At 71.8% G+C, this 26,540-nt stretch carries 27 protein-coding genes; 13 read left to right on the forward strand and 14 right to left on the reverse strand.

The window, feature by feature from the left end:
- The gene (locus tag AB0D04_RS17670; RefSeq protein ID WP_362703801.1) at positions 1 to 900 is read right to left on the reverse strand and encodes a dihydrodipicolinate synthase family protein; all 900 of its coding nucleotides are present in this window, start codon (positions 898 to 900) and stop codon (positions 1 to 3) included.
- Positions 901 to 972: 72 nt separating this feature from the next.
- On the opposite strand from AB0D04_RS17670, the gene AB0D04_RS17675 reads away from it, so the two are divergent.
- Positions 973 to 1,911, forward strand: a complete 939-nt coding sequence (locus tag AB0D04_RS17675; RefSeq protein ID WP_362703804.1) for a LysR substrate-binding domain-containing protein — start codon at positions 973 to 975, stop codon at positions 1,909 to 1,911.
- 788 nt (positions 1,912 to 2,699) lie between these two features.
- Here the strand turns inward: AB0D04_RS17675 and AB0D04_RS17680 are convergent.
- From AB0D04_RS17680 to AB0D04_RS17720, 9 genes are all read right to left on the reverse strand, one after another.
- On the reverse strand, positions 2,700 to 3,110 hold the full coding sequence (locus tag AB0D04_RS17680) for a hypothetical protein (RefSeq protein ID WP_362703806.1): 411 nt from the start codon (positions 3,108 to 3,110) through the stop codon (positions 2,700 to 2,702).
- A 297-nt stretch (positions 3,111 to 3,407) separates the two neighbouring features.
- Complete coding sequence (locus AB0D04_RS17685; RefSeq protein ID WP_362703808.1) at positions 3,408 to 3,644, reverse strand: hypothetical protein; 237 nt, start codon at positions 3,642 to 3,644, stop codon at positions 3,408 to 3,410.
- Positions 3,641 to 4,087, reverse strand: coding sequence for a hypothetical protein (locus AB0D04_RS17690; protein WP_362703810.1), 447 nt, complete (start codon positions 4,085 to 4,087; stop codon positions 3,641 to 3,643). Before AB0D04_RS17690 ends, AB0D04_RS17685 begins: the two co-directional genes overlap by 4 nt.
- 206 nt (positions 4,088 to 4,293) lie before the next feature.
- Entirely contained in the window at positions 4,294 to 4,506 is a 213-nt protein-coding gene (locus tag AB0D04_RS17695; protein ID WP_362703811.1) for a hypothetical protein, read from the reverse strand.
- 52 nt (positions 4,507 to 4,558) lie between these two features.
- Positions 4,559 to 6,064 carry a HAMP domain-containing sensor histidine kinase gene (locus AB0D04_RS17700; RefSeq protein WP_362703813.1) on the reverse strand — a complete coding sequence of 502 codons (1,506 nt, stop codon included), beginning with the start codon at positions 6,062 to 6,064 and terminating at the stop codon, positions 4,559 to 4,561.
- Complete coding sequence (locus tag AB0D04_RS17705) at positions 6,061 to 6,816, reverse strand: response regulator transcription factor (RefSeq protein WP_362703816.1); 756 nt, start codon at positions 6,814 to 6,816, stop codon at positions 6,061 to 6,063. Before AB0D04_RS17705 ends, AB0D04_RS17700 begins: the two co-directional genes overlap by 4 nt.
- A 180-nt stretch (positions 6,817 to 6,996) precedes the next feature.
- Positions 6,997 to 7,398: a PPOX class F420-dependent oxidoreductase gene (locus AB0D04_RS17710; protein ID WP_362703818.1), complete on the reverse strand. Its 402-nt coding sequence runs from the start codon at positions 7,396 to 7,398 to the stop codon at positions 6,997 to 6,999.
- A gap of 132 nt (positions 7,399 to 7,530) precedes the next feature.
- Positions 7,531 to 8,796 carry a hypothetical protein gene (locus AB0D04_RS17715; RefSeq protein ID WP_362703821.1) on the reverse strand — a complete coding sequence of 422 codons (1,266 nt, stop codon included), beginning with the start codon at positions 8,794 to 8,796 and terminating at the stop codon, positions 7,531 to 7,533.
- Between the two features lie 179 nt (positions 8,797 to 8,975).
- Complete coding sequence (locus AB0D04_RS17720) at positions 8,976 to 9,407, reverse strand: GNAT family N-acetyltransferase (RefSeq protein WP_362703824.1); 432 nt, start codon at positions 9,405 to 9,407, stop codon at positions 8,976 to 8,978.
- 313 nt (positions 9,408 to 9,720) lie between these two features.
- On the opposite strand from AB0D04_RS17720, the gene AB0D04_RS17725 reads away from it, so the two are divergent.
- From AB0D04_RS17725 to AB0D04_RS17740, 4 genes are all read left to right on the forward strand, one after another.
- Positions 9,721 to 10,146, forward strand: a complete 426-nt coding sequence (locus AB0D04_RS17725) for a GNAT family N-acetyltransferase (RefSeq protein ID WP_362703826.1) — start codon at positions 9,721 to 9,723, stop codon at positions 10,144 to 10,146.
- A gap of 208 nt (positions 10,147 to 10,354) precedes the next feature.
- A complete protein-coding gene (locus AB0D04_RS17730; protein WP_362703828.1) occupies positions 10,355 to 11,698 on the forward strand; it encodes a hemolysin family protein in 1,344 nt (447 codons plus the stop codon).
- Complete coding sequence (locus AB0D04_RS17735; RefSeq protein WP_362703831.1) at positions 11,695 to 12,717, forward strand: hemolysin family protein; 1,023 nt, start codon at positions 11,695 to 11,697, stop codon at positions 12,715 to 12,717. Before AB0D04_RS17730 ends, AB0D04_RS17735 begins: the two co-directional genes overlap by 4 nt.
- A 170-nt stretch (positions 12,718 to 12,887) precedes the next feature.
- The gene (locus tag AB0D04_RS17740) at positions 12,888 to 14,165 is read left to right on the forward strand and encodes an FAD-dependent oxidoreductase (protein ID WP_362703833.1); all 1,278 of its coding nucleotides are present in this window, start codon (positions 12,888 to 12,890) and stop codon (positions 14,163 to 14,165) included.
- Here the strand turns inward: AB0D04_RS17740 and AB0D04_RS17745 are convergent.
- Complete coding sequence (locus tag AB0D04_RS17745; protein ID WP_362703835.1) at positions 14,140 to 14,763, reverse strand: TetR/AcrR family transcriptional regulator; 624 nt, start codon at positions 14,761 to 14,763, stop codon at positions 14,140 to 14,142. The genes AB0D04_RS17740 and AB0D04_RS17745 overlap by 26 nt on opposite strands.
- Positions 14,764 to 14,889: 126 nt before the next feature.
- On the opposite strand from AB0D04_RS17745, the gene AB0D04_RS17750 reads away from it, so the two are divergent.
- The 3 genes from AB0D04_RS17750 (at position 14,890) to mug (ending at position 17,796) form a co-directional block, all read left to right on the forward strand.
- On the forward strand, positions 14,890 to 15,699 hold the full coding sequence (locus AB0D04_RS17750; protein ID WP_362703838.1) for an SGNH/GDSL hydrolase family protein: 810 nt from the start codon (positions 14,890 to 14,892) through the stop codon (positions 15,697 to 15,699).
- A 93-nt stretch (positions 15,700 to 15,792) separates the two neighbouring features.
- Positions 15,793 to 17,226: an adenylosuccinate lyase gene (purB, locus tag AB0D04_RS17755; RefSeq protein WP_362703840.1), complete on the forward strand. Its 1,434-nt coding sequence runs from the start codon at positions 15,793 to 15,795 to the stop codon at positions 17,224 to 17,226.
- A 15-nt stretch (positions 17,227 to 17,241) separates the two neighbouring features.
- The gene (mug, locus tag AB0D04_RS17760) at positions 17,242 to 17,796 is read left to right on the forward strand and encodes a G/U mismatch-specific DNA glycosylase (RefSeq protein WP_362703842.1); all 555 of its coding nucleotides are present in this window, start codon (positions 17,242 to 17,244) and stop codon (positions 17,794 to 17,796) included.
- On the opposite strand, the gene AB0D04_RS17765 is transcribed toward mug, so the two are convergent.
- A complete protein-coding gene (locus AB0D04_RS17765; RefSeq protein WP_362703844.1) occupies positions 17,793 to 18,242 on the reverse strand; it encodes a hypothetical protein in 450 nt (149 codons plus the stop codon). The genes mug and AB0D04_RS17765 overlap by 4 nt on opposite strands.
- Before the next feature lie 172 nt (positions 18,243 to 18,414).
- Between AB0D04_RS17765 and AB0D04_RS17770 the strand changes: the two genes are divergently transcribed.
- Positions 18,415 to 19,572, forward strand: coding sequence for an ROK family transcriptional regulator (locus AB0D04_RS17770; RefSeq protein ID WP_362703846.1), 1,158 nt, complete (start codon positions 18,415 to 18,417; stop codon positions 19,570 to 19,572).
- A 74-nt stretch (positions 19,573 to 19,646) separates the two neighbouring features.
- Here the strand turns inward: AB0D04_RS17770 and AB0D04_RS17775 are convergent, their stop codons facing one another.
- On the reverse strand, positions 19,647 to 20,393 hold the full coding sequence (locus AB0D04_RS17775; RefSeq protein WP_362703848.1) for a GntR family transcriptional regulator: 747 nt from the start codon (positions 20,391 to 20,393) through the stop codon (positions 19,647 to 19,649).
- Between the two features lie 244 nt (positions 20,394 to 20,637).
- Between AB0D04_RS17775 and AB0D04_RS17780 the strand changes: the two genes are divergently transcribed.
- The gene (locus tag AB0D04_RS17780; protein ID WP_362703850.1) at positions 20,638 to 21,303 is read left to right on the forward strand and encodes an aspartate/glutamate racemase family protein; all 666 of its coding nucleotides are present in this window, start codon (positions 20,638 to 20,640) and stop codon (positions 21,301 to 21,303) included.
- On the opposite strand, the gene AB0D04_RS17785 is transcribed toward AB0D04_RS17780, so the two are convergent.
- Positions 21,255 to 22,148: an RNA polymerase sigma-70 factor gene (locus AB0D04_RS17785; protein ID WP_362703853.1), complete on the reverse strand. Its 894-nt coding sequence runs from the start codon at positions 22,146 to 22,148 to the stop codon at positions 21,255 to 21,257. The genes AB0D04_RS17780 and AB0D04_RS17785 overlap by 49 nt on opposite strands.
- A 195-nt stretch (positions 22,149 to 22,343) precedes the next feature.
- Here AB0D04_RS17785 and AB0D04_RS17790 point away from each other — a divergent pair, with 195 nt between their 5' ends.
- The 3 genes from AB0D04_RS17790 (at position 22,344) to AB0D04_RS17800 (ending at position 26,450) form a co-directional block, all read left to right on the forward strand.
- Positions 22,344 to 23,174 (forward strand): alpha/beta fold hydrolase, encoded by an 831-nt coding sequence (locus AB0D04_RS17790; protein WP_362703855.1) that lies wholly within the window; start codon positions 22,344 to 22,346, stop codon positions 23,172 to 23,174.
- A gap of 172 nt (positions 23,175 to 23,346) precedes the next feature.
- Positions 23,347 to 24,957, forward strand: coding sequence for an alkaline phosphatase D family protein (locus tag AB0D04_RS17795; protein ID WP_362703857.1), 1,611 nt, complete (start codon positions 23,347 to 23,349; stop codon positions 24,955 to 24,957).
- A gap of 83 nt (positions 24,958 to 25,040) precedes the next feature.
- Positions 25,041 to 26,450, forward strand: coding sequence for a GNAT family N-acetyltransferase (locus AB0D04_RS17800; protein ID WP_362703859.1), 1,410 nt, complete (start codon positions 25,041 to 25,043; stop codon positions 26,448 to 26,450).
- Positions 26,451 to 26,540: the final 90 nt, after the last annotated feature.

The following is a 26,540-nucleotide window of genomic DNA, read 5'->3' on the forward strand; positions in this document are numbered from 1 at the left end:
CTATTCGCCCAGGTCAGCCAGGCACTTCAGCACCTCCACCACCGAGTTGCGGCACGCGGGCAGCAGCGGCAGACGTACGGCCGGGGTGGGAATGCGGCCCTGTGCATGCAACACGCCCTTGATCACGGTGGGGTTGGGCTCGCAAAAGGCCGCAGCCGACAGCCTCGCCAGGGCGTGCCCGAGGTCCCGGGCCCGCGAGAGGTCGCCTTGGTGCCAGGCGGCGGCCAATTCCACGAACCGGCCGGTGGCCAGGTGAGCTGAGGCGATGATGCCGCCTGCCGCGCCGAGCGCCAGCAAGGGGGACAGCGACAGGTCTTCTCCGGCCAGAACCGCAAAGTCGGGCGGAAGGTCGCCGAGCAGGTCCACGGTCTCCTGATCGATGCCGGTCTGCGCCAGCTTGGTCCCCACGACGCCGGGGAGTCGGCCCAACGATCGCAGGTCGGATGCGTTGAGCGACTGCCCGGTGCGACAGGGGATGTGATAGACGACCAGGGGCAGGGGGCTGGTGTGTGCCAGGTGGGTGAAGTGCGCGAGGACACCGGCCTGCGAGGGACGGGTGAAATAGGGGACGGGCACCAGCGCGGCGGAGACCTCCGGCCACTGTGTGAGCTCCGCCAGAGCCCTTTCACTGGCCCGGGTGTCATTGGTGCCGGCGCCCATCATCAGGGCCGCGTCGCGTTCCCGGCAGACCCGGGCGCATACGTTGATGACCGCGGCCTTCTCTTCGGCATCGAGCACCGCGGCCTCGGCGGTCGTCCCGAGTGCGACGATGCCGGTGGCGCCCGCGTCCAGTACGTCACGGGCGAGTTCTTCGAGGGAGTCCTCCGCGATGCGTCCTTCGGCAGTGAACGGCGTGATGAGCGGTACGTGAATTCCGTGCAGGAACGGGTGCTGAGTCATGGGTACGAGGGTGACGTTGGCAGATCATGTAGGTCCAGTTCGCATTCCTGAGGCAGAGCGTAAGCTGAGCTGATGCTCGATGTTCGGCGTTTGCGCCTGCTGCGGGAACTGTCCCTGCGCGGCACCATCGCTGCCGTCGCCGATGCGCTCGCGTTCACCCCATCGGCGGTCTCCCAGCAACTCAGCGCCCTCGAACGCGAAGCAGGAGTTCCCCTTCTGGAGCGCACAGGCCGGAGGGTCACTCTCACCCCGGCCGGGAAGAACCTGGTCCACCACGCAGAGGCTGTCCTTGAACGCCTGGAACAGGCCGCCGCAGAGCTGGCCGACACTCGCCACGGTCTGGCGGGCTCGGTAAGGATCGGCACCTTCCCCACCGCCGCCCGGACCATGGTCCTCGCGGCGCTGAACTCCCTCGCCCGTCAGCATCCGGGCCTCGAACCCATGGTCCTGGAGATTGATCCGGCGGGGGCCGCCAACGCCCTGCGCGCGGGGGACCTGGACGTTGCGTTGATCCATGAATACGACTTCGTGCCGTCATCTGCCGAACCCGGCCTGGCGGCCGAACCTCTGTGCAGCGAGTTCATGTACCTCGCATCAGCGTCACCCGCACCGCGGGAACCAGTTGGCGGCCCTGTGATCGGGCACTGGAAGGACTCGGCCTGGATCACAGCGAACCCGGGAACGTTGTGCCACGCGATGACCGTCCGGGCCTGCCAAGCCGCTGGATTCACCCCACGCGTCCGGCACCAGGTGGACGAATTCACCACCGTGCTGGCCCTCGTCGCAGCGGGCCAGGGCGTTGCCCTTGTCCCGCAACTCGCAGTGGTGGACCCCCGATCCGACGTCACGCTGACCCGGTTGTCCCTCCACAGGCGGACCAAGATCGCCTTTCGAAGCGGCACCGCACGACATCCGGCAGTCGCCGCAATCGCCGCGGCCCTCCGCGCGGCCGTACCGCAGGAACTGGCTCGCCCGGAGCGATCGGCGTCCCAACCCACGGGCGGGGACTGAATCTGGGCCCGAGCCCACCCGCCCCCGGGCACCGCCTCAACCTGGAACCCGGTGAAGGCACGACCGCGAAGACGAGACCTTCTTCGTCCTCGACGGCAGCGTGCGTTTCGTGGTCGAGGACGAGGAGCACTCCGCAGGTCCGGGGTCCTGGCCGTCCTGGCCGTCCTGGCCGTTCTGGCCGTTCTGGCCGTCCTGGCCGTCCTGGCCGTCCTGGCCGTCCTGGCCGTCCTGGCCGTCCTGGCCAAAAAGACGGTCCGCCGCGCGATCGCGGACACAATCCCGCTCCAGCGGTTGACTCCTGATACCGCGTACGGCTTCAGCAATGTCGTCGTCGTCCGGCTGCGACCAGCGCTTTCGGAAGCTGGTCGAGGACGGCGTCGAGCTCTACTTCGACGAGCCGGTCCGGATCGATGAAACGTGAGACCTCAACGAAGGTGCATGACGTCGCCTTGCCCCACCGTCGACCCGTCATCCCCGATGGGAGCGGTGCCGGCAACCGCAACATGCGCCCCTTTGCGGATTGCCCGCGAAAATCCGATGTGCGGTTCGAGTGGCGACCCGGAACTGACCGTCTGCCGAATACGTTCCATCGCACCATGCTCCCAGGCCACAGCACTTTCGGAACAGGCCCTACAGCCGGATCCGCATCTGGTGCGCCACTTCCACCCACACCGTGGGCGCTCCCTCGCCTCCGGTGTTCGGGCCAATCCCCATGAACCGTAACGCCACGCAGCTGTGCGGGGACGTGCCCAGCTCGAACACCGGGTTCCCATCAGTGCAGTGTGTGACTAGCGTTGAGCCGCTCTGGCGATCCATGCTCGAAGGCGTTCGCTGAGCACGACATCATGCGCCAGCCGCTCCAGCTCTCGGGGGTCCACCTCCACACCCTGCCGCCCGAAGATGGCGGCCAGGGAACCCCAGTGGCCGGCCGCCGCCTGCTCAGGCGTCTCGCCGTCGCTCGGCTCGTCCGGCCCGACCACCGCCCGGGCCGTCCTCTCGACGTCCTCGGCCGAGATCCACGCCCGGAGGTCCACTCCGCCGCCGTGCAGCGAGGAGCTCCAGCCGCGATCGTCGAGCAGCACCAGGCTGCGGCCGTCCGCAAGTACGGCCACAAGCCGTACCGACACCGACATCTGCCGAGCGTCCGTAGCAACATCGTCCAGATCGGCGTGAGCGACCAAGCGCGTCACCACAGTCATGCCGCCCTCCCCTCGGCTCGCCAATGCCTGGCCCGGGCCATTGCGCTGAACGGCCACGATATCGGCGACCGCGCCCCGACCCACACACTCGCGTCCGGATCAGAGTGCGGACCGAGAGCGGCTGGGATGCGTCGGGAGGTGGGCGGAGGCGATGGCCCGTGATCCAGGATGCCCGCGACCAGCCGCAGGGCCTGAGAGGGCGTCAAGTCAGCTTCATGGTGCGCGAGGTCGAGAAGCGTCTGGCATCGTCTGCCGGCGCCCACGCCGGGCACCTTGGCCTGGCGGAGGCGCCGGGTGTCAGTTTCCGGAGTTGTCGGCGTTGCCGTTGGCGTCCGCCGAATCGACGGCGTGCTCGGCGTCGTCGACCTTCTTCTGCATCTTCCCGAGCTGATCGGGCGAGGCCGGGGAACTGCTGCCGGGCGTGGGGGGTGCCTTGTCCGGTGTGGTGGAGGACGAGCAGGCCGTGGTGGCCAGCAGTGGCACCGCCAGAGCAGCGGCCGCCACCAGTACGGACAGGCGCCGGCGGTGGGTCATGACGTGGGGGCCGCCTTGTCCTTCACGCCGCCCTTGTTCTTCTCGCACCAGGTGGCGACGTCCTTCAGGTCGGGCTTCTTCTTCTTGAGGGCCGCCAGAAGGCCCTTGCGGGTGGTGAGCCGGTCGCCGAGGAACGTGGCGATGGCGGTGTGGTCGGCCTTCTTGGCGTTGGCGATACGCGCTTCCAGGAACTTGATCGAGCCACGCGTGCCGACCGTGCCCTCCATGCGCGTGATCCGCCTGTCGATCCGCTTCTCCAGCTTGGGCACCCGACGGCACAGCTTCTTGGCCCCATCACCCTTGGGGCCCTTCGCGTGGGCGGCCGCGGAGACCGGCTTGGCGGGGCTCGCACTGTCGGCGGCGTAGGAGGGCGCCACGGCTGCCGTCGTGGCGATGACGAGGCCCGCGAGGGCCCCTGCCATGGTCGCTTTGCGACGCTGCATGAGTGTCTCCGTTCTCTGTACTTCCCGGGTACGGCCCGCGGCCCGCCCCGTGCGGGGACCGGCGCGGGCTGCGTGAGAGCGAAGGTAGGAGCGGTTCTTGTGGTTTCTTTGTGAGCCTCATCAGCTGCCTCATCAGCTGCCCCTCGCTGCTTCCGGGCGGTTGGGCAGCCAGAGATGCCCAGGGACATCCAGAGACACCCAGGGATTCACCGAGGCGGGGCGGTCGCCGCGGTCGCCGTCGTGGCGGGCCGTTCGACGCGCACCCCGCTGCCGTCCTCGGTGACCAGGACCCCGCAGATGAAGACGGCCACTGCCAGACCGGCCGCGGCGAGCGAGGTGGACGCGGTGGAGAGAAACACGCCGATCCGCGACTCACCCCTCGTGATCTCGGCCGGGACTGCGATGCCGCTGGTGTGCACGGGGCCTCCTCCTCGCGGGCGTGGGCACGCTGCCGACGCCGCCAGGAGCAAGCTAGGGACCTACTTTGTGAATTTCCTGTCGCTGTTGCTGTCGCTGCTGAGCGGTGTCCGACAGCCAGTCCCGGTGCTGCGGCACCACCACAGCGGGCTGTTCCGGATGTGCGAGGGGAACGGTGATCTCGAATCGGGTCCCCTTGCCACCAGGGCCGTCGAGGACGCGCAACTGGGCGCGGTGCAGGTCGACCTGCTGGGCGACGAGCGTGAGGCCCAGACCCGACCCGGGGCTGTCGGCGCGACGGTGAAAGCGCCTGAAGATCGTCTGCCGCTGCTCCGGTGGCACCCCGGGCCCCTGGTCGTCCACGGTGAGCACGACCGCGGGGGTGTCGCTGTCGCGGTCCGCGCGCAGCCGTACGGCGACATGGGCCCGGTCGTCCGCGGAGCGGCCGTGCGTCAGGGTGTTGGCGAGGAGGTTGTCCAGCATCGACCGCAGACCCGGCTGCCATCCGAGCACCGTCAGGCCCGGCGCGCCGTCGAGCGTCACCTCGGCCTCGGGATGCGTGCGGCGCAGGTCGGACACGGCCGCGTCCGCCAGGTCGGCCAGGTCGACGGGTGCGAACGCGTCCGCCTCGACCAGGTCACCTTGGGCGAGCGCCCGCAGCATCACCAGCAGGCCCAGCAGCCGGGCGTGGCCGCGCCGTAGGTCGTCCACGGTCTCCGCATGGTCGGCGGGGTCGAGGTCGTGGAAGGCGTCGAGGATGTCGAGGCTGGTCTGCATGCTCATCAACGGGGTGCGCAGCTCGTGGGATGCGGCCGCGGAGAAGGAGCGGGCCGTGGCCAGGGCCTCGGCGGTGCGCGTGGCCTGTTCGTCATAGCGTGCGAGGAACGTCTGCAGGGTCTGCGCGAGGTCATCGACCTCGGTGATCCGGGTCGGTGTGTGCTCCAGCCGGGCGGCACTTGTGTGCGGGTCGAGGCCGCTGGTGCGCTGCTGCAGGCGCCGCAGCGGCCGGGACGCCCCCGCGGCCAGCGCCCAGGCCAGGCCCGCGGACAGAGGCGCGGCGAGCAGTGCAACGGTGATCACCCGGCCGCGTACCAGCTGGATCTGCGCCTGGCGCGCGGACTCCGGGGAGAACAGCCACAGCGTCCCCGCCACACCGGGTCGGCCGGTGGTCACCGGTACGGTCAGTGCGCGCCATGTCTTGCCACGGGAGCGGACGGTGACCGGATGTCCGGTCCCGGCCGGCGGCAGGTGCACGGAGGCGTCGGGTTGCGGGCCGTCCATGACGGTGCCGTCCGGGCCACTCAGGCGGATACCGATGTCCAACGCCGCGGTGAACAGCTTGCGCTGGTGAGCCTGCTCGGCGCGAGGCCGGTCCTTCGAAGCGGCACGCAGCACACCGCGGGCCGCCGACGCGATGCTGTGGGCACGCTCGCCGAGCCGTTGGTCGGCCTGCGCATGCAGATCCTTGCCGACCAGGCCCACCAGCACCCAGCCCGAGGCCACCACCAGCAGGGGCACCACGGCCCCCACCACGATCGCGATCCTGGTGGACAACCTCACGACCGGCACTTCCCCTCGCCGCTCCCCCTGGCCTTACTGCTCTCGCCGCTCCCGCTGCCCTCGTCGGCGCGCAGGACGAAGCCGACGCCGCGCACCGTGTGCACGATCCGGGGCCGTCCGCCCGTCTCCAGCTTGCGGCGCAGATAGCTGACGAAGGTGTCGACCGCGTCGGTGCGCACCTCGAAGTCATAGCCCCACACCCGGTCCAGCAGCTGGTCGCGGGTCAGTACGAGGCCGGCGTTACGGGCCAGGACTTCGAGCAGCTCGAACTCACGCCGGGTCAGTTCCACCGGCCTGTCGTCGAGGCGGACGGTGCGCGCGGCCGCATCGAGCACCAGGCCCCCGACCCGTACGGCGTCGGTGGCAGCCGGTGGCCGCCGGCGCAACAGCGCGTGCAGCCGCAGCACCAGCTCATCCAGGGCAAAGGGTTTGACGAGATAGTCGTCTCCACCGGCCTGCAGCCCCGCCACCCGGTCCGCCACCTCGTCCAGGGCGGACAGCATCAGCACCGGTATGTCGTTGCCGTCCGCCCGCAGGTGCCGGCACACCTCGATGCCGTCGAGATCGGGCATCGAGATATCCAGGACCACGACATCCGGCCCCTCCTCCGCCACCTTCGCCAGCGCGCTACGGCCTCCGTCGGCCAGGTCGACGGTGAACCCCTTCAACCGCAGCCCACGCCCCAGCGACCGCCGGATCGCGGCGTCGTCGTCCACCAGCAGGACCCGCCCGCAGCTGGCCTGTGCACTCATTCCCGTCCCCCTCGTCACCTCCGCCGACCACCGAAAGCATGCAGCATCGTGCGCGCGGCGCAATCGCCCGCAGGACGTCCCGTACGGCGGGCCCGGAAGGCCGGCGCGCGCACGCGCCGGTTCGGGGTTCCTCCAGGCCTCATCACGCATCGGCAACTCACGTCATGGCGTCGGCCCTTGTCAGCCGCGGGGGCTGCTGATCCGTTCGGGCTGGATCACATAGATCACCCGGACTTGGTCGCGGCCGCCGAACCATGGGTAGGGCCCGCCGAGGTACTTCTGCGCGAGCGCCTCGATGTGGTCGACCGCTCCCTCGGTGGTCACACGCACCACACGGCCGCGGATCTGGACGTAGGAGGCAGGTTCCGAGGGGTCGGCGACTGCGACGGCCACCCGCGGGTCACGCGCGATGTTTCGGGTCTTTTGATGCGACTCGACGCTGTTGATCAGGACGTGCTCGCCGTCGGTGTCGACCCATGTCTGGGTGAGCTGGGGCGAGCCGTCGGGCATCGTGGTAGCGATGTAGCAGGTGCTGGGGCGGCGCAGCAGCGCCACCACGTCCTCGCCGAGGGGTACGGGCACGGGGGGTTCTCCAGGGGGCGGTTCGAGGGGTGCTGGAGCCACGGTAGCCACGGCAGGGAACCTGGCCCTCCCCGGCCCCCGACCTACGGCTCCCGCCCGTTCAGCCGCGTTCCGGGGAAGCCTCCGTGCGGATCAGCGGGAATCGCCGGTCCGGGCGCGCCGGGCCCGGACCAGCGGCACGCCGGCCGCGCCCACCGCCAGTGCGCCGGCACCGGCGCCGATGACCGCCATGGCCGGGATGCCCGCGTGATCGCTCTGCCGCCCCGGCTTGTCGCGGTCGTGCCCCGGCTTGTCGCCGTCGTGCCCCGGCTTGCTGCTGTGGTACCCCGGAGCCGCCGTCACGACGAGCCGGTTGCTCCGCTTGACCCGCCCGTGGTGGCTGACGACCGTCACGGGATAGCTGCCGCTGTCCAGGCCGGACCGGACCCTGGCCAGACCGTAGAAGATCGGGTCGGAGCCGTCGACGGACTTGCTGTCGTACCGCTTCAGCCGCACCGGCTCCTCGAACGCCGGGGAGGTCGCGGTCAGACGGCTCTCTTCCCCCGGGTCGGGCGCAAAGTCCTGCCACATCACCTTCATGCGGCCGCCGGCCGTGACGCGGAAGTGGCGGGGGGACCTGCCGAGGTCGCTGTGCTGCCCGAAGAACTCGGGGCCGCGCGCCCTGCCCTTGTAGTCGGAGTCGCCGGGCCGGGCGGCCCGTACCGTGAGCCGACGCTCGGCGATCCGCCGCCCGTCCGGGCCGGTCAGCACCACCTTGTACGTACCGTCCTTGGCGTCCGGCCGCACGCTTGGCAGCGCCTCGAACATCCGGGGAATGTTCCAGTACCCGCCGTGCTGGTCATGCTTGAGCGGGACCGGCGCCTTGAACGCCTTCGAGTGCACGGTGAAGGAACTGCCGGTCTCCCCCGGATACAGGTCGTCGAAGGACAGCCCCACCGACGCGCCGGGGCGCGCACCCTCCACGGAATCACTCACCTCGAACGACGGCCGCGGCGACGCCACCACGTCGACCGTTCCCCGGTCCACGACGCGGCCGGCGATCGAGACCGTGAGCGGGTACGTACCGCGCTTGGCCTTCATCGAGATCCGGCCCAGCGCGCTGTAGCTGAGGCCCCACGAGGGCTCCGCCATCCGGTCCCGCTGGTAGGTGAGCCGGACCGCGTGAGCGAAGGCCGGGGACCTCGCGACGACCTTCTCGTGCCGCGTGGCGACGCCGACCACCTCGAGGTAGACGAGCTCACCAGGCCGCTCGCCGTCGGACTGGAAGAGCAGCTGCACCTTCTTCTTGGCGCGGCTGCCGTCGTCGGCCGCCGCGGTACCGGAGGCGCCGACACCGCACACCACCGTCCCGCCGCACACCACGGCGACCGTGACGATCGTGATACGTGACCAACCCACGGTGCTTCCCCCTTGAGGCGCTTTCCCGGAAAGAGGGGAACAGCGCCCGACCGGTTGCTCTGAGCCTGCCGAAGCGGCCGCACAACAGGCCGCGGCCGGCCGCCTGACTCGGCCAACGGCTCACAGCGCGATCGGCCGGTACTTCAGCGCCGCCTCGAAGATCAGGTTACTGACTCGTGTCAGCCCAAGCGCTTGACGAAGGGAAAGGCTGTGATGTCCATACGTTCGCGTAGGGAGAAGCGGTGTGCGTCCGTGCACCGGGTCCCGGAGTCCAACTCCAAGGAGCGACATCCGAGTTCGCGAGCCTTGCCCTCCAGGTACGACAGGAGGTGCCGTCCGACTGAGGTGGAGCGGGATTCTTGCGTGGTCACCAGGTCGTCGATGGAGAGCTTGCGGAGGGCACTGGTGTTACTGACCATGCGCCAGCCCGCCGCGCCGACGCATACCCCATCGTCGCCGTACGACGCGGTGAACCGCAGTCCTTGCCCATGGCCTTCCTCGCACACCTCGCGGAAGAGGTCCTCCGTAAGACGGGGACGCAGTTGGCGTAGGACGGGCAGCAGATCAGTCACCGGGCGCGCATCTCCCAGTTCAAGGTCAACTGTCTTCATGAGGGCTCCCCGCCTGCGTATTTCTGATTCCGCCAGAGACTGACTGCGACAGGATCGGTGCGGCCGCAGCGACTCGATGACGCGCAGGGCCCCTCGGGCTGGTGCCGCGAAGGGCATACGCGGACGCCCCTCGCGTAACAGACGTTCACCATCTTCGCGTCTTACAGGGGCGGGTGTGTCGACGGAAGAGCTGGCGAGTGCTCACCAGGCTCCGCCTGAACGCCAAGCACGCCGGCAGGCACCCTGGGCGCAGTGCATTCCTCGGCGCGGAAACCGTTCGCCGAACAGGTCGGCGCTCTGGTTGGCTCACCTCATGAGCGATCTCCACATCCGCTGCGCCACCCTCGCCGACATCGACACCGTGCTGCAGTTCTGGCGTGAAGCGGCGGAAGGAACCAGCATCAGTGACGACCACGACGGGGTGGCCCGACTCGTCACGCGCGACCCTGAAGCCCTGCTCCTCGCGGAGCGAGACGGTGTCCTCGCCGGGACCGTGATAGCCGGCTTCGACGGATGGCGATGCTCCGCCTACCGGCTGGCCGTGCATCCGGACCGCCGTCGGCAGGGCATCGCCGGCGCGCTGCTGGAGGCGGCAGAACAACGATTCAGCGCCCTGGGCGGCCGACGGGCCGACGCCATGGTCCTGGAAGCCAACGAGCGGGCACACCACACATGGGGTGCGGCCGGCTACCACCGCGAGGATCACTGGCGGCGCTGGGTCAAGCGCCTCGTGGACTGACCGGGGGCGGCCGGCCCGCTGATTTTGCTGATCCTTTACCATGAGGGGACCCTCCCCAAGAATTCCTCCTGCCGGAATTCCTCACGTGAAAGGTGTGTGAGCGTCCAGTCATGGACGAGCCTCCCAGTTGCCGGGCCGGTCGCCGGGCACGCTCCCGCGAGAGCGCGAACCTCCCGATCCTGTTCGATCATGGGACGGAGGTGACCCGATGACCGACCTGCTCCTGCTGGGCGTGGCGTTCCTCCTGACGCTGGCCTGTGGCGTCTTTGTCGCAGCCGAGTTCTCGCTGACGACCGTCGAGCGCAGCGACCTCGAGCGCGCCGCCGAGCGCGGCGAGCGGGGTGCGGACAGCGCCCTCAGGGCCGTCCGCAGCCTCACCTTCCAGCTCTCCGGTGCACAGCTCGGCATCACGGTGACCGGCCTGGTCATCGGCATGCTGTCCAAGCCGGCCATCGCCACCTTGCTGGCCGGCCCGCTGGCCGCGCTCGGCCTGCCGCGCTCCGCCGCCGATTCGGTGGCCCTGGTTCTCGGCACGGCGATCTCCACGGTCGCCCTGATGGTCATCGGCGAGCTGGTCCCGAAGAACTGGGCCATCTCCAGCCCCCTGGCCATCGCCAAGAACGTCGCCACCGCCCAGCGCGGCTTCAGCGGCGCCTTCAAACCGTTCATCCGGCATCTCAACAACACCGCCAACCACATGGTCCGCCGGATGGGCCTGGAGCCCGCCGAGGAGCTGGCCTCCGCCCGCGGCCCGCAGGAGCTGGTGGCGCTGGCCCGGCACTCCGCCAAGGAGGGCGCACTGGAGCCGGACACCGCCGAGCTGTTCGTCCGTACCCTCAATCTCGCCGATCTGACCGCGGAGAATGTGATGACGCCGCGTGTGCAGGTGATGGCCCTGGAGGTGCAGTCCACCGCCGAGGACGTCGCCAATGCGACCCGGGCGACCGGCCTGTCCCGCTTCCCCGTCTACCGCGGCAGCCTGGACGCCGTGGTCGGTGTCGCCCACATCAAGGACGTGCTGACCATCCCGGCCGAGCGCCGCCCCCGCCACCCCGTCTCCGAGCTGCTGCGCGAGCCGCTGCTCGTACCGGAAACCCTCACCGTGGACCGGCTGCTGGACCGGCTGTCGGGCAGGCGCACGATGGCCGTGGTCATCGACGAGTACGGCGGCACGGCCGGAGTCGCGACGCTGGAGGACATCGTCGAGGAGGTGGTCGGCGAGGTCCGCGACGAGCACGACCCGCTGGAAACCCCCGACCTGGCGCCCGCCGGATCCGACGCGGACGGCCGCAGCCTCTTCCAGGCCGACGGCGCCGCCCGTACCGACCAGCTCCAGCGGATCGGCCTCCGGCTGCCCGAGGGGCCGTACGAGACGCTGGCCGGCCTGATCGCCACCGAGCTGGGCCGGATCCCGGCGCGCGGCGACAGCCTTGACGTGGCCGGCTGGACGATGGACGTGCTCGACGCGTCCGGCCACCGCGCCGCGCGGGTGCTGCTGCACGCCCCCCTGGCGGGCAGCACCGGCGACCTGGACACGGAGGCCGGCCGATGACCGCCCTCCAGCTCTTCGTGGGCCTGCTGACGCTGGTCGTCAACGCCTTCTTCGTGGGCGCCGAGTTCGCGCTGATCTCGGTGCGCCGCAGCCAGATCGAGCCGTACGCCGAGCGCGGCGACCGCCGTGCCACCAGCGTGCTGTGGGGCCTGCAGCACGTCTCGGCCCTGCTGGCCGCCGCCCAGCTGGGCATCACGCTGTGCACCCTGGTGCTGGGCGCGGTCGCCGAACCCGCCATCGCCCACCTCCTCGAGCCGGTGTTCCTTGCCGTGGGCATCCCCCACGCCCTGATCCATCCGATCTCGTTCGTGATCGCGCTGTCCCTGGCCACCTATCTGCACATGCTCTTCGGCGAGATGGTGCCGAAGAACGTCGCGCTGGCCGAGCCGGTCCGCAGCGCCCTGGCGTTGGGCCCGCCGCTGGTCGCGCTGACCCGCGCGCTGCGCCCGGTGATCTTCTCGATCAACGCGCTCGCCAATGTGCTGCTGAAGTTGCTGCGGGTGGAGACCCGGGACGAGGTGGCCGCGACGTTCTCGGACGATCAGCTCGCCAAGATGGTGGAGGACTCGCGGGCGGCCGGGCTGCTGGACGAGCGGGCCAAGGAGCGGCTGCGGGACGCCCTGGAGCTGGGCCGCCGCCCGGTGCGGGACGTGGTGCTGCCGGCCGAGCGCGTCGTCTCCGCGCGGATGGGGGTCACCCCGGAGGATCTGGAGCGGCTGGCCGCCCGGTCCGGTTTCTCGCGCTTCCCGGTCGTCGACGACAACAGCCGCATTCTCGGGTATCTGCACGTCAAGGACGCGCTGGATGCCGTGCCGCGCGATCTGCCGTTCCCGGTCGGCGCGCTGCGCCCGATCGCCCGGGTCAAGGCCGCGACGCCGCTGGACGACGTCCTGACGGCGATGCGCGGATCCCGTACCCATCTGGCCGCGGCGATCGGCGACGACGGGACGCTGGCCGGGCTGGTGACGATGGAGGACGTCCTGCGGCAGCTGGTGCTCCAGCAGCCGCCGGCCGGCTGATCCGCGCCTCTTTCTGGCGCGAAGCGCTCCGGCCGCTACCCCGACTACCCCTTCCCCCACCCCGGAACACCCCGCGCCTGACCGATCGGTTAGATTGCTGACCGATCGGTCAGGCACGCTCGTGCGCGTCCCCGATCGCCACATCCATCTACGCGTCGAGGGGGCACCACATGGACCGCACAACGTGCTGCATCGTGGGCGGGGGACCGGCCGGAATGATGCTCGGGCTGCTGCTCGCCAGGGCCGGTGTGCAGGTGACCGTCCTGGAGAAGCACGGCGACTTCCTGCGCGACTTCCGCGGGGACACCATTCATCCGTCGACACTGCGCCTGCTGGACGAACTGGGCCTGGGCGAGGCGTTCGCGCGACTGCCGTTCCCCAAGCTGGAGGAGATGCGGGCGCAGATCGGCAGCACGACGGTCGTGCTGACCGATATGCGGCGGATCCCGGGCCGGCACAAGTACTTCGCGATGGTCCCGCAGTGGGACTTCCTCAACCTGATCGCGAGCGCGGCCGCCGAGGAACCGTCCTTCACCCTGCGGATGCGCACCGAGGTCACCGGGCTGCGCACCGAAGGCGGACGGGTGACGGGGGTGCGGTACGTCGATGAGCACGGCACCCCGGGGGAACTCGCCGCGGATCTGACGGTCGCCTGCGACGGCCGGGACTCGGTGGTGCGCGGCGCGGCGGGGCTGCGGCAGGACCTGACCGAGGTGCCGATGGATGTGTGGCAGATACGGGTGGACGCTCCCCCAAGCTCTCAACTGCGTTCGAGCAGGGGGGACCCCCATTCCGGCACCCTCCTGGACGGCCGGGTCTTCGCGCGGTTCGGCGGCGGCCAGGCGGCGGTCACCATGGACCGCGGCACGTACTACCAGACCGCGTATCTGATCGGGAAGGGCCGGGACGCGGAGCTGCGCGCCCAGGGCATCCAGCGGCTGCGTGACCGGCTCGGCGTGCTGTTCGACTGGGACGACGAGGTCACCGGCGCGATCGGGTGGGACGACGTGAAGCTGCTGGAGGTGACGTTCGGGCGGCTGCGGCGCTGGTACCGGCACGGTCTGCTGTGCATCGGGGACGCGGCCCACACCATGTCGCCGGTCGGCGGGGTGGGCGTCAATCTGGCGCTGCAGGACGCGGTGGCGGCCGCCCGGATCCTGGCGCGGCCGTTGCGCCGGGGCACGGTGACCGCCGCCGACCTGGCACGCGTACAGAAGCGGCGGCACCTGCCGATGGCCCTGGTGCAGAAGGCGCAGCAGGCCGAGCACGGGATGATCCGGGCCGCCCTGAACGACACGCTCGACGAGCGGCGGCTGCCGGTGCCGGTGCGGCTGCTGCGGCGGGTGCCGGCGCTGCGGACCGTCAGCGGCGTGCTGGGCGGGATCGGCATACGTCCGGAGCACGCGCCCTCGTTCGCCCGGGTCAGTCCCGGCGTTCGATCGCGTTGAGGGTGAAGGTCTCCAGCTCGTCGGTCGCGGCGTCCAGGTCGAGTTCGGGGTGGACGAGCCAGTGCGCGATCACCCCGTCGATCGCCCCGCCGATCGCCAGGGCCACCGTCTGTGGGATGAAATCCCGTAGCACGCCCGCCTCCTGACCTTCCGTCAGGAGGGCGGCGAGGGCCTGCCAGCGGCCGTTGGTGTCATGTGAGCCCGGGGTCTTGAGGCGGGTGCCTCCGTCGTCGTCGAGCAGCATCTCGGTGATCACGCGGACGTGCCGGCGGTTGGCCTGCTGGTAGCCGATCATCGCCCGTACGTAGGCGATGACCGCCTCCCGGGGGCCTTCCGCCCGCGCCAGCGACTCGGTGACATACGCACTGAACTGCCCCATCACCTGGTCGAGCGCGGCGCGGGTGAGGTTGCCCTTGGAGGTGAAGTGGTAGAGCACCGCGGCCTTGGAGAGCCCGGCCCGCTCGGCGATCGCGGACAGGGAGGTCGCGGGGTAGCCGCGGGTGGAGATCAGGTCGATGGTGCACTCGATGAGCTGCTGCCGACGGGCCCGCTCGGTGAATGTGGGCGCGTCGGGGCCGCCACCCCGGCGGGGAGTCATGGCGCGTTCACCTGTACCTTTCCTCGCCTCGGGACGACATCCGACCGTACACCGCGCGGGCCGGGAGCAGGGTGTGCGGGAGCTGGACGTACCGCTCGGTATGGCGGGCGGTAGGATCTCCCCGCCATGGAGATGAATGCCCACTACACCAGTTTCGTCGCGGTCGGCGACAGCTTCACCGAGGGGATGTCGGACGGCCTGCCCGACGGCTCCTACCGCGGCTGGGCCGATCTGCTCGCCGCCCGCCTCGCGGCGCTCCCCCAGCCTTCGGCCGGGGGGACCCCCACCTCGCGGCCCTCGTCCGGCTTCCGGTACGCCAATCTGGCGGTGCGCGGCAAGCTCATCGGCCAGATCGTCGACGAACAGTGCGGCCCGGCGGCCGCGATGGGCGCGGATCTGGTGACGCTGGTCGGCGGCCTCAATGACGTTCTGCGGCCCAAGTGCGACGTGGAGCGGGTGTGCGCGCAACTGGCGGATGCCGCCGGGCAGTTGGCGGCGGGCGGCGGGCAGCTGGTGCTGATGCGCAGCCCGGGGCGCAAGGGGCCGGTGATGGAGCGGTTCCGGCCGCGGATGGAGCGGCTGTTCGCGGAGATCGACACGGTGGCGGCGCGGCACGGCGCGGTGGTCGTGGACCTGTACGCGTCCCGGGCGCTGGCCGACCCACGGCTGTGGGCGGACGACCGGCTGCATCTGAACGCCGAGGGCCACCGGCGCGTGGCAGAGGCCGTCTGGCAGGCACTGGGGCTGGCCGCCGAGTCGGACTGGGACGCGCCGCTGCCGGCCGCCCTGCCGCCGGGCTGGGGCGCGCGACGGGCCGCGGATCTGCGGTTCGCGCGCGAGCATCTGGTGCCCTGGATAGGGCGCCGGCTCACCGGGCGGTCCTCGGGCGACGGCCGTCCGGCCAAGCGGCCCGAGCTGCTGCCGTACGAAGCCTGACGGCGCCGCCCGCCGCCCGGCGCGCAGCCTGTAGGAAAGCACAGCCCGGGCCGGGGCGCTGGCCTGCGTAAACCGCCAGTAGACTCTGGCCATGTGACTGCTAAGCCTCGCATCCCCAATGTTCTGGCCGGCCGCTACGCCTCCGCGGAGCTGGCCGTCCTCTGGTCCCCCGAGTACAAGGTGAAGCTGGAGCGGAAGCTGTGGCTCGCCGTGCTGCATGCGCAGAAGGACCTGGGGGTGGAGGTCCCCGAGCAGGCTCTGGCCGACTACGAGCGGGTCCTGGAGAACGTCGACCTGGCCTCCATCGCCGAGCGCGAGAAGGTCACCCGGCACGACGTCAAGGCCCGGATCGAGGAGTTCAACGCCCTCGCCGGCCATGAGCAGGTCCACAAGGGCATGACCTCCCGCGACCTGACGGAGAACGTCGAGCAGCTGCAGGTGCGGCTGTCCCTGGAGCTGATGCGCGACCGTACGGTCGCCGTGCTGGCGCGCCTGGGCTCGCTGGCCGCGCAGCACGCCGAGCTGGTCATGGCGGGCCGCTCGCACAATGTCGCCGCACAGGCCACGACGCTGGGCAAGCGCTTCGCGACCGCGGCGGACGAGCTGCTGGTGGCGTACGCGCGGCTGGAGGACCTGCTCTCCCGCTACCCGCTGCGCGGCATCAAGGGCCCCGTCGGCACCGCACAGGACATGCTCGACCTGCTGGGCGGCGACGCCGCCAAGCTCGCCGACCTGGAGCAGCGGATCGCCGCGCACCTCGGCTTCGGCCAGGCCTTCACCTCCGTCGGCCAGGTCTACCCGCGCTCGCTGGACTACGACGTGGTCACCGCGCTGGTGCAGCTGGCCGCCGCGCCCTCGTCGATCGCCAAGACCATCCGGCTGATGGCCGGGCACGAGCTGGTGACCGAGGGCTTCAAGCCCGGCCAGGTCGGCTCGTCCGCGATGCCGCACAAGATGAACACCCGCTCCTGCGAGCGCGTCAACGGCCTGATGGTGATCCTGCGCGGCTACGCCTCGATGGCCGGCGAGCTCTCCGGCGACCAGTGGAACGAGGGCGATGTCTCCTGCTCCGTGGTCCGCCGCGTCGCCCTCCCCGACTCCTTCTTCGCCCTCGACGGCCTGCTGGAGACGTTCCTGACCGTGCTCGACGAGTTCGGCGCCTTCCCGGCCGTCGTCGCCCGTGAGCTGGACCGCTACCTCCCCTTCCTCGCCACCACGAAGGTGCTGATGGGCTCCGTACGGGCCGGGGTGGGCCGCGAGGAGGCGCACGAGGCGATCAAGGAGAACGCGGTGGCATCGGCGCTGGCCATGCGCGAGCAGGGCGCGGAGCGCAACGAGCTGCTCGACAAGCTGGCGGCGGACGCGCGGATCCCGCTGGACAAGGGGCAGTTGGACGCCCTCATGGCGGACAAGCTCTCCTTCACGGGCGCGGCCGCCGACCAGGTGGCGTCCGTCGTCGCCCGGATCGAGGAGATCGCCAAGCAGCACCCGGACGCCGCGGCGTACACGCCCGGCTCGATTCTCTGACCGGGCCGCATCGAGGTGCGCTTCACCCCCGATGAGCTGGAGGCCGCTCGCGACCGCCACGTCCCGGACGTGGCCGCGGGCGGTCTGCGGGTGCTCTTCTGCGGCATCAACCCCGGGCTGATGACGGCGGCCACCGGCCACCACTTCGCCCGCCCCGGCAACCGGTTCTGGCCCGTGCTGCACGCGTCGGGCTTCACGCCCCGCCGGTTCGCGCCCGCCGAGCAGGAGGCACTGCTCGCCCACGGTCTCGGCATCACCAACGTCGTGGCCCGGCCGACCGCCAGGGCGGACGAGCTGAGCGCCGAGGAGTACCGCGAGGGCGGGCGGCTGCTGGCCGAGAAGGTGGCGCTGCTGCGGCCGCGCTGGCTCGCGGTCGCGGGCGTCACGGCCTACCGCGTCGCCTTCGGCGACAAACACGCCGCGATCGGCCCCCAGGAACGCACCCTGGGCACGACCCGCATCTGGGCGCTCCCCAACCCCAGCGGCCTGAACGCCCATTGGACGCTCGCCACCATGGCGGAGGAGTACGGCCGGCTCCGCGCGGCGGCCTTCGGCGACGCCGAGCACTAGGTTCCGCAGCGCACCACCCCCTCCTGCGCTATCGCCGCCAGCACCTGGCACGGCTGCTCCGGTCCGCCCTGCCCCGCGCCGACCGCCACCCAGCGGCCCGCCGCCTGCCAGGTGTGCAGCCGGGGCACCAGGCCGCACAGGATGTCCAGCGGCGGCCGGACGGGCAGGCCCATCGCCACCCGTTCCAGGGCTCCGGAGAGTTCGAGGACGCCGGGCTCGCCCCACCGTAAGGACAGCACCGCGGTCAGCGCCGTCAGCCCGGCCGCGCAGTCCTCGCGTATCTCCTGGGCGTCCGCCGGGTCCGCGTCCCACAACGGCGCGCTCTCCCACAGCCGCACCACATGGAACCCGGGCCCGCTCTCTCCCGTCACGGACCGCTCCCTGCGGGCCGGGAAGGCGCGGCCGCGCCATGCGTCGATCACCGCCAGCTGCTCTCCAGTCGTCATACCGTCAGTAAACCGCCGAGGTCTGACAATTGGCCGTTCGCGGCGGCCGGGGCCGTCGGTCCCCGGTGTCCGCCGCCCCTCCCCGCTGCCGGTCCCGGCCTTGTCCAGGTCTCGCCGCACACCCGCTGACCGGCTACGATCCGCCAGACACGCGACGCGAGGGAGAGTGACGGTGGGGCGGCTCACTGGTGGGGATCCCTCCCTGCTGCGACGGATCAACTCCGCGGTGGTGCTGCACGCACTGCGCGCCGCGGACTCCCCCACACTCACCCATCTCGTCCAGGTGACGGGCCTGTCCCGGCCGACCGTCGAGGGCGTGGTCGAGGGGCTCATCGAGGCCGGGCTGGTGGCCGAGGCGGCCGCCGGGGACGGCGGGACGCGCCGCCAGGGACGGCCGGCCCGCCGGTTCCGGTTCCGTACCGAGGCGGGCCATCTGCTGGGCATCGAGATCGGCCCGCACCGCATCGCGGCCCAGCTCTCCGACCTGGGCGGACAGGTGCTGGACTCGGCACAGCGCCTGGTCGCCGAGACCGCGCCGGCCGACGAGCGGCTGGAGCGGGTGCGCGTCGTGGTGGCCGATCTGCTGCGCCGGTCGGGCGTGCCGCGCAGTTCGCTGCGGGCGGTCGGCGTGGGCAGCCCCGGCATCGTGGAGGCGGACGGCACCGTACGGCTGTGCACGGCGCTGCCGGGCTGGACCGGCCTCCCCCTCGGCGAGCGGCTGCGGCGGTCCTTCCGCTGCCCGGTGCTGGTCGAGAACGACGCGAACGCGGCGGTGGTGGCCGAGCACTGGAAGGGTGCGGCAACCGCTTCCGACGATGTGGTGTTTGTCCTGGCGGGGCTGAGTCCGGGCGCCGGTTCGCTGATCGGCGGGCGGCTGCACCGGGGGTTCGGCGGGGCCGCCGGGGAGATCGGCGCGCTGCATCTGCTGGGGCGAGAGGCGACGCCGGAGACGCTGCTGTCGACGACCGGGGAGCCGCTGCATCCGCTGGACGAGGCGCAGGTCGCGGCGGTCTTCGCGCTGGCCCGGGACGGCGATGCGCGGGCGCGGGAGGCGGTGGAGCGCTTCATCCGGCGGCTGGTGCACGATGTGGCGGCCCTGGTGCTGGCGCTGGACCCGCAGTTGGTGGTGATCGGCGGCTGGGCGGCGGGGCTGGACGGTGTACTGGAGCCGCTGCGCGGGGAGTTGGCGCGCTACTGTCTGCGGCCGCCGGAGGTCGCCCTGTCGGCGCTGGGCGAGGCGGTGGTGGCCACCGGGGCGCTGCGGCTGGCGCTCGACCATGTGGAGGGCGAACTCTTCGCGGTGGAGGGCACGGTGACGGGCCGCCGGTGACGTGCGGGCGTGCGGGCGGGACGCATACCGCGGGCCCGCGCCGGAGCTCGGCACGGGCCCGTAACACAGCCGGATCAGCCCGCGAGCAGCGCCCCCGCGTCGCTCTCGCCGAAGGTGAGACGGCAGGTGTCGGCGCGGTACGTCGAGACCGCCACGGCGGCCGTACGGCCTCCGGAGACATAGCGGGTGGTGACGACGAGCACCGGCGCGCCGGGCAGCCGGTCGAGCTGTTTGGCGTCCTCCGCGCGGGCCGAGCCGAGTTCGACGGTGCGGTCCTGGCCCTCCAGCTCCTTGCCCTGCAAGGCGTTCAGGACGGCGCGGGCGCGGGCCGGGGCGCCGAGTGCGGCCACCTCGGAGCAGCCGGGGACCAGGGCCGACGGTACGTACAGCAGCTCGGCGGCGACGGGCCGGCCGTCGGTGACCCGGCTGCGGCGGACGATGTGCAGGCGGTCGCCGGGGGCGGTCTCCAGGAGGCGGGCGACGGCGGCGGGCACCGTCTCGGTCTCGGTGGCGTCCAGCGGCTGCCAGTCGTCGCCGGGGGCGCCGGGCCAGGTGTGGCGGGCGGGGTCGACGGCGACGCCGACGCGGGGCGGGGCGACGGTGGTGCCGACGCCGCGGCGGCGCTGCAGCCTGCCCTCCAGCTCGAGCTGTTCGAGGGCCTGCCGGAGCGTGGCCCGTGCGACGCCGAACCGCGCCGCCAGCTCACGCTCGTTGGGCAGAATCTCGCCGACCGCGAACTCCGAGTCCAGCGCGTCGCTGAGCACGGTCTTGAGGTGCCAGTACTTCGGCTCCGGCACCGTTTCGAGCTGCGTGGTCCCCACCCTGTCCTCCGCACTGGCCGCTGCCCCGCGGGCCCCATGGCCGGACCGCCGCGCGGGCCGCATCCGGCCGGTCCCGCCGGCGCGCCCGTTTATGAGCGCTTCTTTATTAAAGGTTGTTGCAGTATCCCGACGATATGGCCGGTCCCCCCCTTGGTCAAGACCAATCCCCGACCGGCTTCGCCCCCTCCGGCCCCGCATTCGAGGCGCCGGCGGCCGCCGCCGCGCCGCTCGCTACCCTGCGATCATGCTCACCTTGCTGCACACCTCGCCCGTTCATGTCCCGGTCTTCGACGCCCTGCGCGACGAGGAGGCTCCCGGTCTCGCGCTCCGGCACCTCGTACGGCCCGAACTCCTTGACCGCGCACGGGAGCAGGGACCCGGCGCGGTGGCGGACGAGGTGGCGGAGATGCTGGCGCATGCGGCCCGTCAGGGGGCGCGCACGGCGCTGTGCACGTGCTCGACGATCGGTGCGGTGGCCGAGGCGGCCGGCGGCCCACTCGGGCTGCCCGTGCTGCGGGTGGACCGGCCGATGGCCGCGGCCGCCGTCGCCGCGGGGCCGCGCATCGTGGTGCTCGCCGCGCTGGAGAGCACGCTCGCCCCTACGAAGGACCTGATCGCCCAGGAGGCGGCGCGGGCCGGACGCGAGGTGCAGGTGCGCACGGTGGTCGTACCGGGCGCCTGGGAGCGGTTCGCGGCGGGCGATACGGGGGGCTTTCTGGAGGCGGTGGCCGCAGCGGCGCGCGAGGTGACGGCCGCCGATGCGATCGTGCTGGCGCAGGCGTCGATGGCGGCCGCGGCCGACCGTCCGGCGGGCGGCGTGCCCGTACTGTCGAGCCCGCGGTCCGGCCTGCGGGCCGCCGCTCAGCTCGCCGCCAGCGCCCGTAGCTTGTCGGGGTTGCGGACGATGTAGACCGTCTGGATCCGGCCGTCCTCGACATCGAGCTGGATGACGGTGTCCGGCGTGCCGCCGACGTGCGCCAACAGCGCGATACCGCCGTTGAGTTCGAGGAGGGTGAACTCCGTGCCGGATTGCGTGGACGGGGCGACGCCGAGCAGGAACCGGGCCACCTTGCCGGCGGACTCGATGATCCGCAGCGGGGCCTTGGCCTTGCCGCCGCTGTCCCCGACCAGCCGCGCGTCCGCGGCCAGCAGCGTCAGCAGGCCCTCGAGGTCGTCGCCGGCCGCGGCCGCCAGGAACCGCTCGGTCAGATCGCGCTGCCGCTGGGGATCGACCGCGAAACGCGGCCGGCCCTCCTCGACATGCCGGCGGGCCCGTCCGGCCAGTTGGCGTACCGCGGCCTCGCTGCGGTCGAGGACGCCGGCGATCTCCGCGTACGGATAGCCGAAGGCCTCGCGCAGCACGAACACGGCGCGCTCCAGAGGGGAGAGCGACTCCATGACGGTGAGGACGGCGAGCGTGACGGACTCGGTGAACACCGCCCGCTCCGCGGTGTCGGGTACGGTGCCGCCGACGTCGGTGGCGAGGGGCTCGGGGAGCCAGGGGCCGATGTACGACTCGCGGCGGGACTGCACCTGGCGGAGGCGGTCGATGGCCAGGCGGGTGGTGATGCGCACCAGATAGGCGCGCGGTTCGCGTACCTCTCTGCGGTCGTCGGACGACCAGCGCAGCCACGCGTCCTGGACCACGTCCTCGGCGTCGGCCACCCGGCCGAGCATGCGGTAGGCCACGCCGTGCAGCACGGGGCGGTGGGCTTCGAAGACCTCGGTGGCAGCGGTCGCGGAATCGGTCGGCACACTGCCATCCCACCGGGCGAAAGCCGCGTTGTCCAGCGGAAACGGGAGACAGCGGGCGACCGGTGGCGTGGTGTGCGGCACACTGCCGGCCGGGCGGGAACCCGCCGGTGGCCACGGCCGTCGTCGTGTCTGCGATCGTCTTTCGGTACGCCCCGGCACCACCGCACGCACCACCACCCCAGAGGAGTCCCCCTCATGGCCGCCTCGGTCTCCTTCGCCCGTGTCCGTCCCGCCGGCCGGCCGCAGTTCACGGTCGCCTACGAGCGCAAGGGCGCGGGCGACCCCATCGTGCTGCTGCACGGCATCGGCCACCACCTCCAGGCCTGGCGGCCGGTCTGTGACATCCTCGCCGCCTCCCACGAGGTGATCGCCCTGGACCTGCCCGGCTTCGGCGCCTCGCCCGCGCTGCCCGGCGGGTCCTCGTACGACCTGCCCACGGTGGTCCCGCTGCTCGCCGCGGCCTTCGCCGAGCTGGGGGTGGAGCGGCCGCATGTCGTGGGGAACTCGCTGGGCGGGCTGCTGGCCCTGGAGCTGGGCCGGGCGAAGGCCGTACGGTCGGTCACCGCGCTGTCGCCGGCGGGCTTTTGGACACCGGCCGAGCGGCGGTACGCCTTCGGGGTGCTGCGCGGCATGTACGCGGGGGCGCAGGCGCTGCCGGAGCCGGTGGTGCAGTCGCTGGCCCGGTCCGTCATCGGGCGGGCCTCGCTGACCGGGACCATCTACGCGCATCCCGGCCGCCGTTCGCCCGAGGCGGTCGTGGCGGAGACGCGGGCGCTGCGCCAGGCACCCGGTTTCGCGCCGACGCTGGCGGCCGGGCGCGGGGTGCGGTTCACCGCCGATGTGCCGGACGTCCCGGTGACGATCGGCTGGGGCAGCCGGGACCGGCTGCTGATGCCCCGTCAGGGTGTCCGCGCCAAGCACACGATCCCGGGCGCCCGGCTGGTCCGGCTGCCCGGCTGCGGCCATGTGCCGATGAACGACGACCCGGCGCTGGTGGCCCGCGTCATCCTCGAGACGGTGCGCTGACGCGGCGGCCCGCCCCGGCCGCGTACGGTTCCGGCGCGACGGCCGGACGCGTACGCTCCGGGCCCGGCGCATCCGCCGTTCGGGCGCCGGACACCGGGCGTTCGGGCCCCCGGCACCGGCCCGCGGTACGAACGGCACATCGCCCAGACCGGTTCGACGATGGAGGTTTCAGATGGCGCAGGAATTCGGCGGCGGCTTCGGCCGGCGGTCGTTGTTGCGGGGTGCGGCGGCCGGTTCCGGGGTGCTGGCGCTGCCCGCGCTCACCTGTGCCGCGCCCGCCCAGGCCCGCAGCGGGCGGCCGAGCGCCGAGTGGGGCGTACAGGTCGGGGATGTGACGACGTCCTCGGGTCTGGTGTGGGTACGGTCCGACCGGCCCGCCCGGATGACCGTGCAGACCGCCGCGACGGAGTCGTTCCGGGGCGCCCGTACCTGGCACGGCCCGGTGATCGGGGCCGGTACGGACTTCACCGGCGTCACCTCGCTGCACGGGCTGCCGGCCGGTGAGCAGATCCACTACCGGGTGCTGCTCGCCGACCCGGACGATCCCCGGCGCTCGGGCGAGCCGGTCACCGGCACCTTCCGTACGGCGCCCGACCGGCGCGGCGAGAGGGTGCGCTTCCACTGGTCGGGGGATCTGGCCGGGCAGGGCTGGGGCATCAATCCGGACCGCGGCGGCTATCGCATCTTCGAGGACATGCGGCGCCGTGACCCGGATTTCTTTCTGTGCAGCGGCGACAACATCTACGCCGACAATCCGATCCTGGAGCGGGTGACGCTGCCGGACGGGCGGATCTGGCGGAATGTGACGACCGAGGAGAAGGCGAAGGTCGCCGAGACGCTCGCGGAGTTCCGGGGCGCGTTCCGCTACAACCTGCTGGACACCCACCTGCGGCGGTTCCACGCCCAGGTGCCGACGATCACCCAGTGGGACGACCACGAGGTGCACAACAACTGGTACCCGGGGCAGCTGCTCGACGACGACCGGTACACGGTCAAGGACGCGGATGTGCTGGCGGCGCGGTCGCTGCGCGCGTTCGGCGAGTACTTCCCGATCCGGACGCTGCGGCCCGACGGTGGGGGTACCTCCCGCTCGAGCGCAGCCGAGAGTGGGGGAGGCCGGGTCTACCGGGTGGTGCGGCACGGCCCGCTGCTCGATGTGTTCGTGCTGGACATGCGCCGGTACCGCAACGCCAATTCCCCCGGACGGCAGACCGACGACCCGCAGGGCATCCTCGGCGCCGAGCAGCTGCGCTGGCTCAAGCGCGAGCTGTCGCGCTCCCGTGCGGTGTGGAAGGTGATCGCCTCCGACATGCCGCTGGGGCTGGTCGTCCCGGACGGCAAGACGGACTTCGAGGCGGTGGCGCAGGGCGATCCGGGCGCTCCGCTGGGGCGCGAGCTGCAGCTGGCCGAGCTGCTGCGGCACATCAAGCACGAACGGGTGACCGGCACCGTCTGGCTGACGACGGATGTGCACTACACCTCGGCGCAGCACTACGCGCCGGAGCGGGCGGCGTTCCAGGACTTCGAGCCGTTCTGGGAGTTCGTGTCCGGGCCGCTGAGCGCGGGCGGATTCCAGGCGCTGGAGCTGGATGGAACATTCGGGCCCGCCCAGCCGTTCATCAAAGCGCCGGACCGTGCCAACACCTCCCCTGCGGAGAGTCCGCAGTACTTCGGCGAGATCGACATCGACGGGGGCAGCGGGGAGCTGACGGTGCGGCTGCGTCAGGAGGGCGGAGAGGTGTTGTTCAGTAAGGTGCTGCAACCAGGACGGGTAGGGCAGTAGGGACGAATGCATCGATTGCATCTTTTACCCGTCGGACACAAAGTGTTGGCGATCAGGCAACACCGGTCGGCAAGGCTGTCTGCATGACTGAAGCAACCTCTGCCCGTTCCGCCCGCCGCCATCACTGGCGCCGGGAGGTTGTCGAACTCGCCGCCCTGTTCACGGCCGTGGCCGTGGCGGACGTGGTGGCCAATACCGTCGTGCACGGCCCCCGGGGCCCGGTGCTGCTGTGCGCCGCGGCGGTGGCTCTGGTCGCCACGGCCGGTTTCCACGTCTGGTGGTCACGCCGCCACGAAAACGCTCCGCCCCCGACCGATACCGGCGCCACGGCGCCGTCCCCCGCCGACCGGTCCTCCGTGGCCGGCGAGCAGGAGACGGCGCTGTGGCGGATGCGGACCACGGTCCGGGACGAGCCGGGCAGCCTGGCCGCGCTGTGCACGGCGCTGGCCGCGCGCCGGGTGGACATACTGAGCATGCAGGCGCACCCGCTGTCCGACGGCACGGTCGATGAATTCCTGCTGCGCGCGCCGGCCACGCTCGCCCCCGCGGAGCTGACCCGTACGGTGGCCGGTGCCGGCGGCACCCACAGCTGGCTCGAGCGGGCCGACACCCACGATCTGGTCGACGCGCCGACCCGGATGCTGGGCCTGGCGACCCGTACGGCCCTGGATTCCGCCGAACTCCCGCTCGCTCTGCGGCAGTTGCTGGGGCGCTGCACGATCCATTCGGTGCCCGCGCGCTCGCTGCGCGGAGCGCCGCTCGCCGAGCAGGTGCCCGCCGAAGGCGTGCTGGCGGAGCACACCATGAAGTTCCGTGACCCCTCCGGGGGCTCTCTCACCATCGAAAGGCCGCAGTTGCCGTTCACGCCCACCGAGTTCGCCCGTGTGCGCGCCCTGGTCGACCTGGACGCCAGGCTCGGCCAGCGGGTGCCGCCGCGGCGTGATGTGCTGACGCTGCCCGAGGGCAACGAAATCACCGTCCGCCGCGCCGACACCAGCGATCAGGCCGCCGCCCGCGAGATGCACGACCGCTGCTCGCCGCAGACCCTCGCGCTGCGCTACCACGGCCCGGTCGCCGACGTGGACCGCTACCTCGCGCATCTGCTCAGCCCGCGCTTCGGCCGCACCCTCGCGGTGGAGACCACGTCCGGCCGGCTGGTGGCGCTCGGCCATCTGCTGTGGGACGGCGACGAGACCGAGGTCGCGCTGCTGGTCGAGGACGCCTGGCAGCAGCGCGGGATCGGCGCGGAGCTGCTGCGCCGGCTGGTGGCGATGGCGGCCGAGGCGGGCTGCGAGAGCGTGTACGCCATCACCCAGGCCTCCAACACCGGCATGGTGGCGGCGATGCGCGGTCTGGGACTGCCGCTGGACTACCAGATAGAGGAGGGCACTCTGGTGATCACCGCGCGCCCGGCGGGGCTGCCCGCCCAGGCGGCCGCCCCGTCGCCCGCCCTCGAGACCGTACGGACCCAGAACGGCTCCGGCCGCCGCTGAACACACATCCGAAGGGCCGGCCGGGCGCAGCGACGCCCGGCCGGCCGCGCCGTTTTGGCAATGGCACCGCAAAGCGACAGTGACGTCGGG

Source organism: Streptomyces sp. NPDC048483 (assembly GCF_040651455.1).
In the GTDB taxonomy this organism is placed as follows: Bacteria; Actinomycetota; Actinomycetes; order Streptomycetales; family Streptomycetaceae; genus Streptomyces.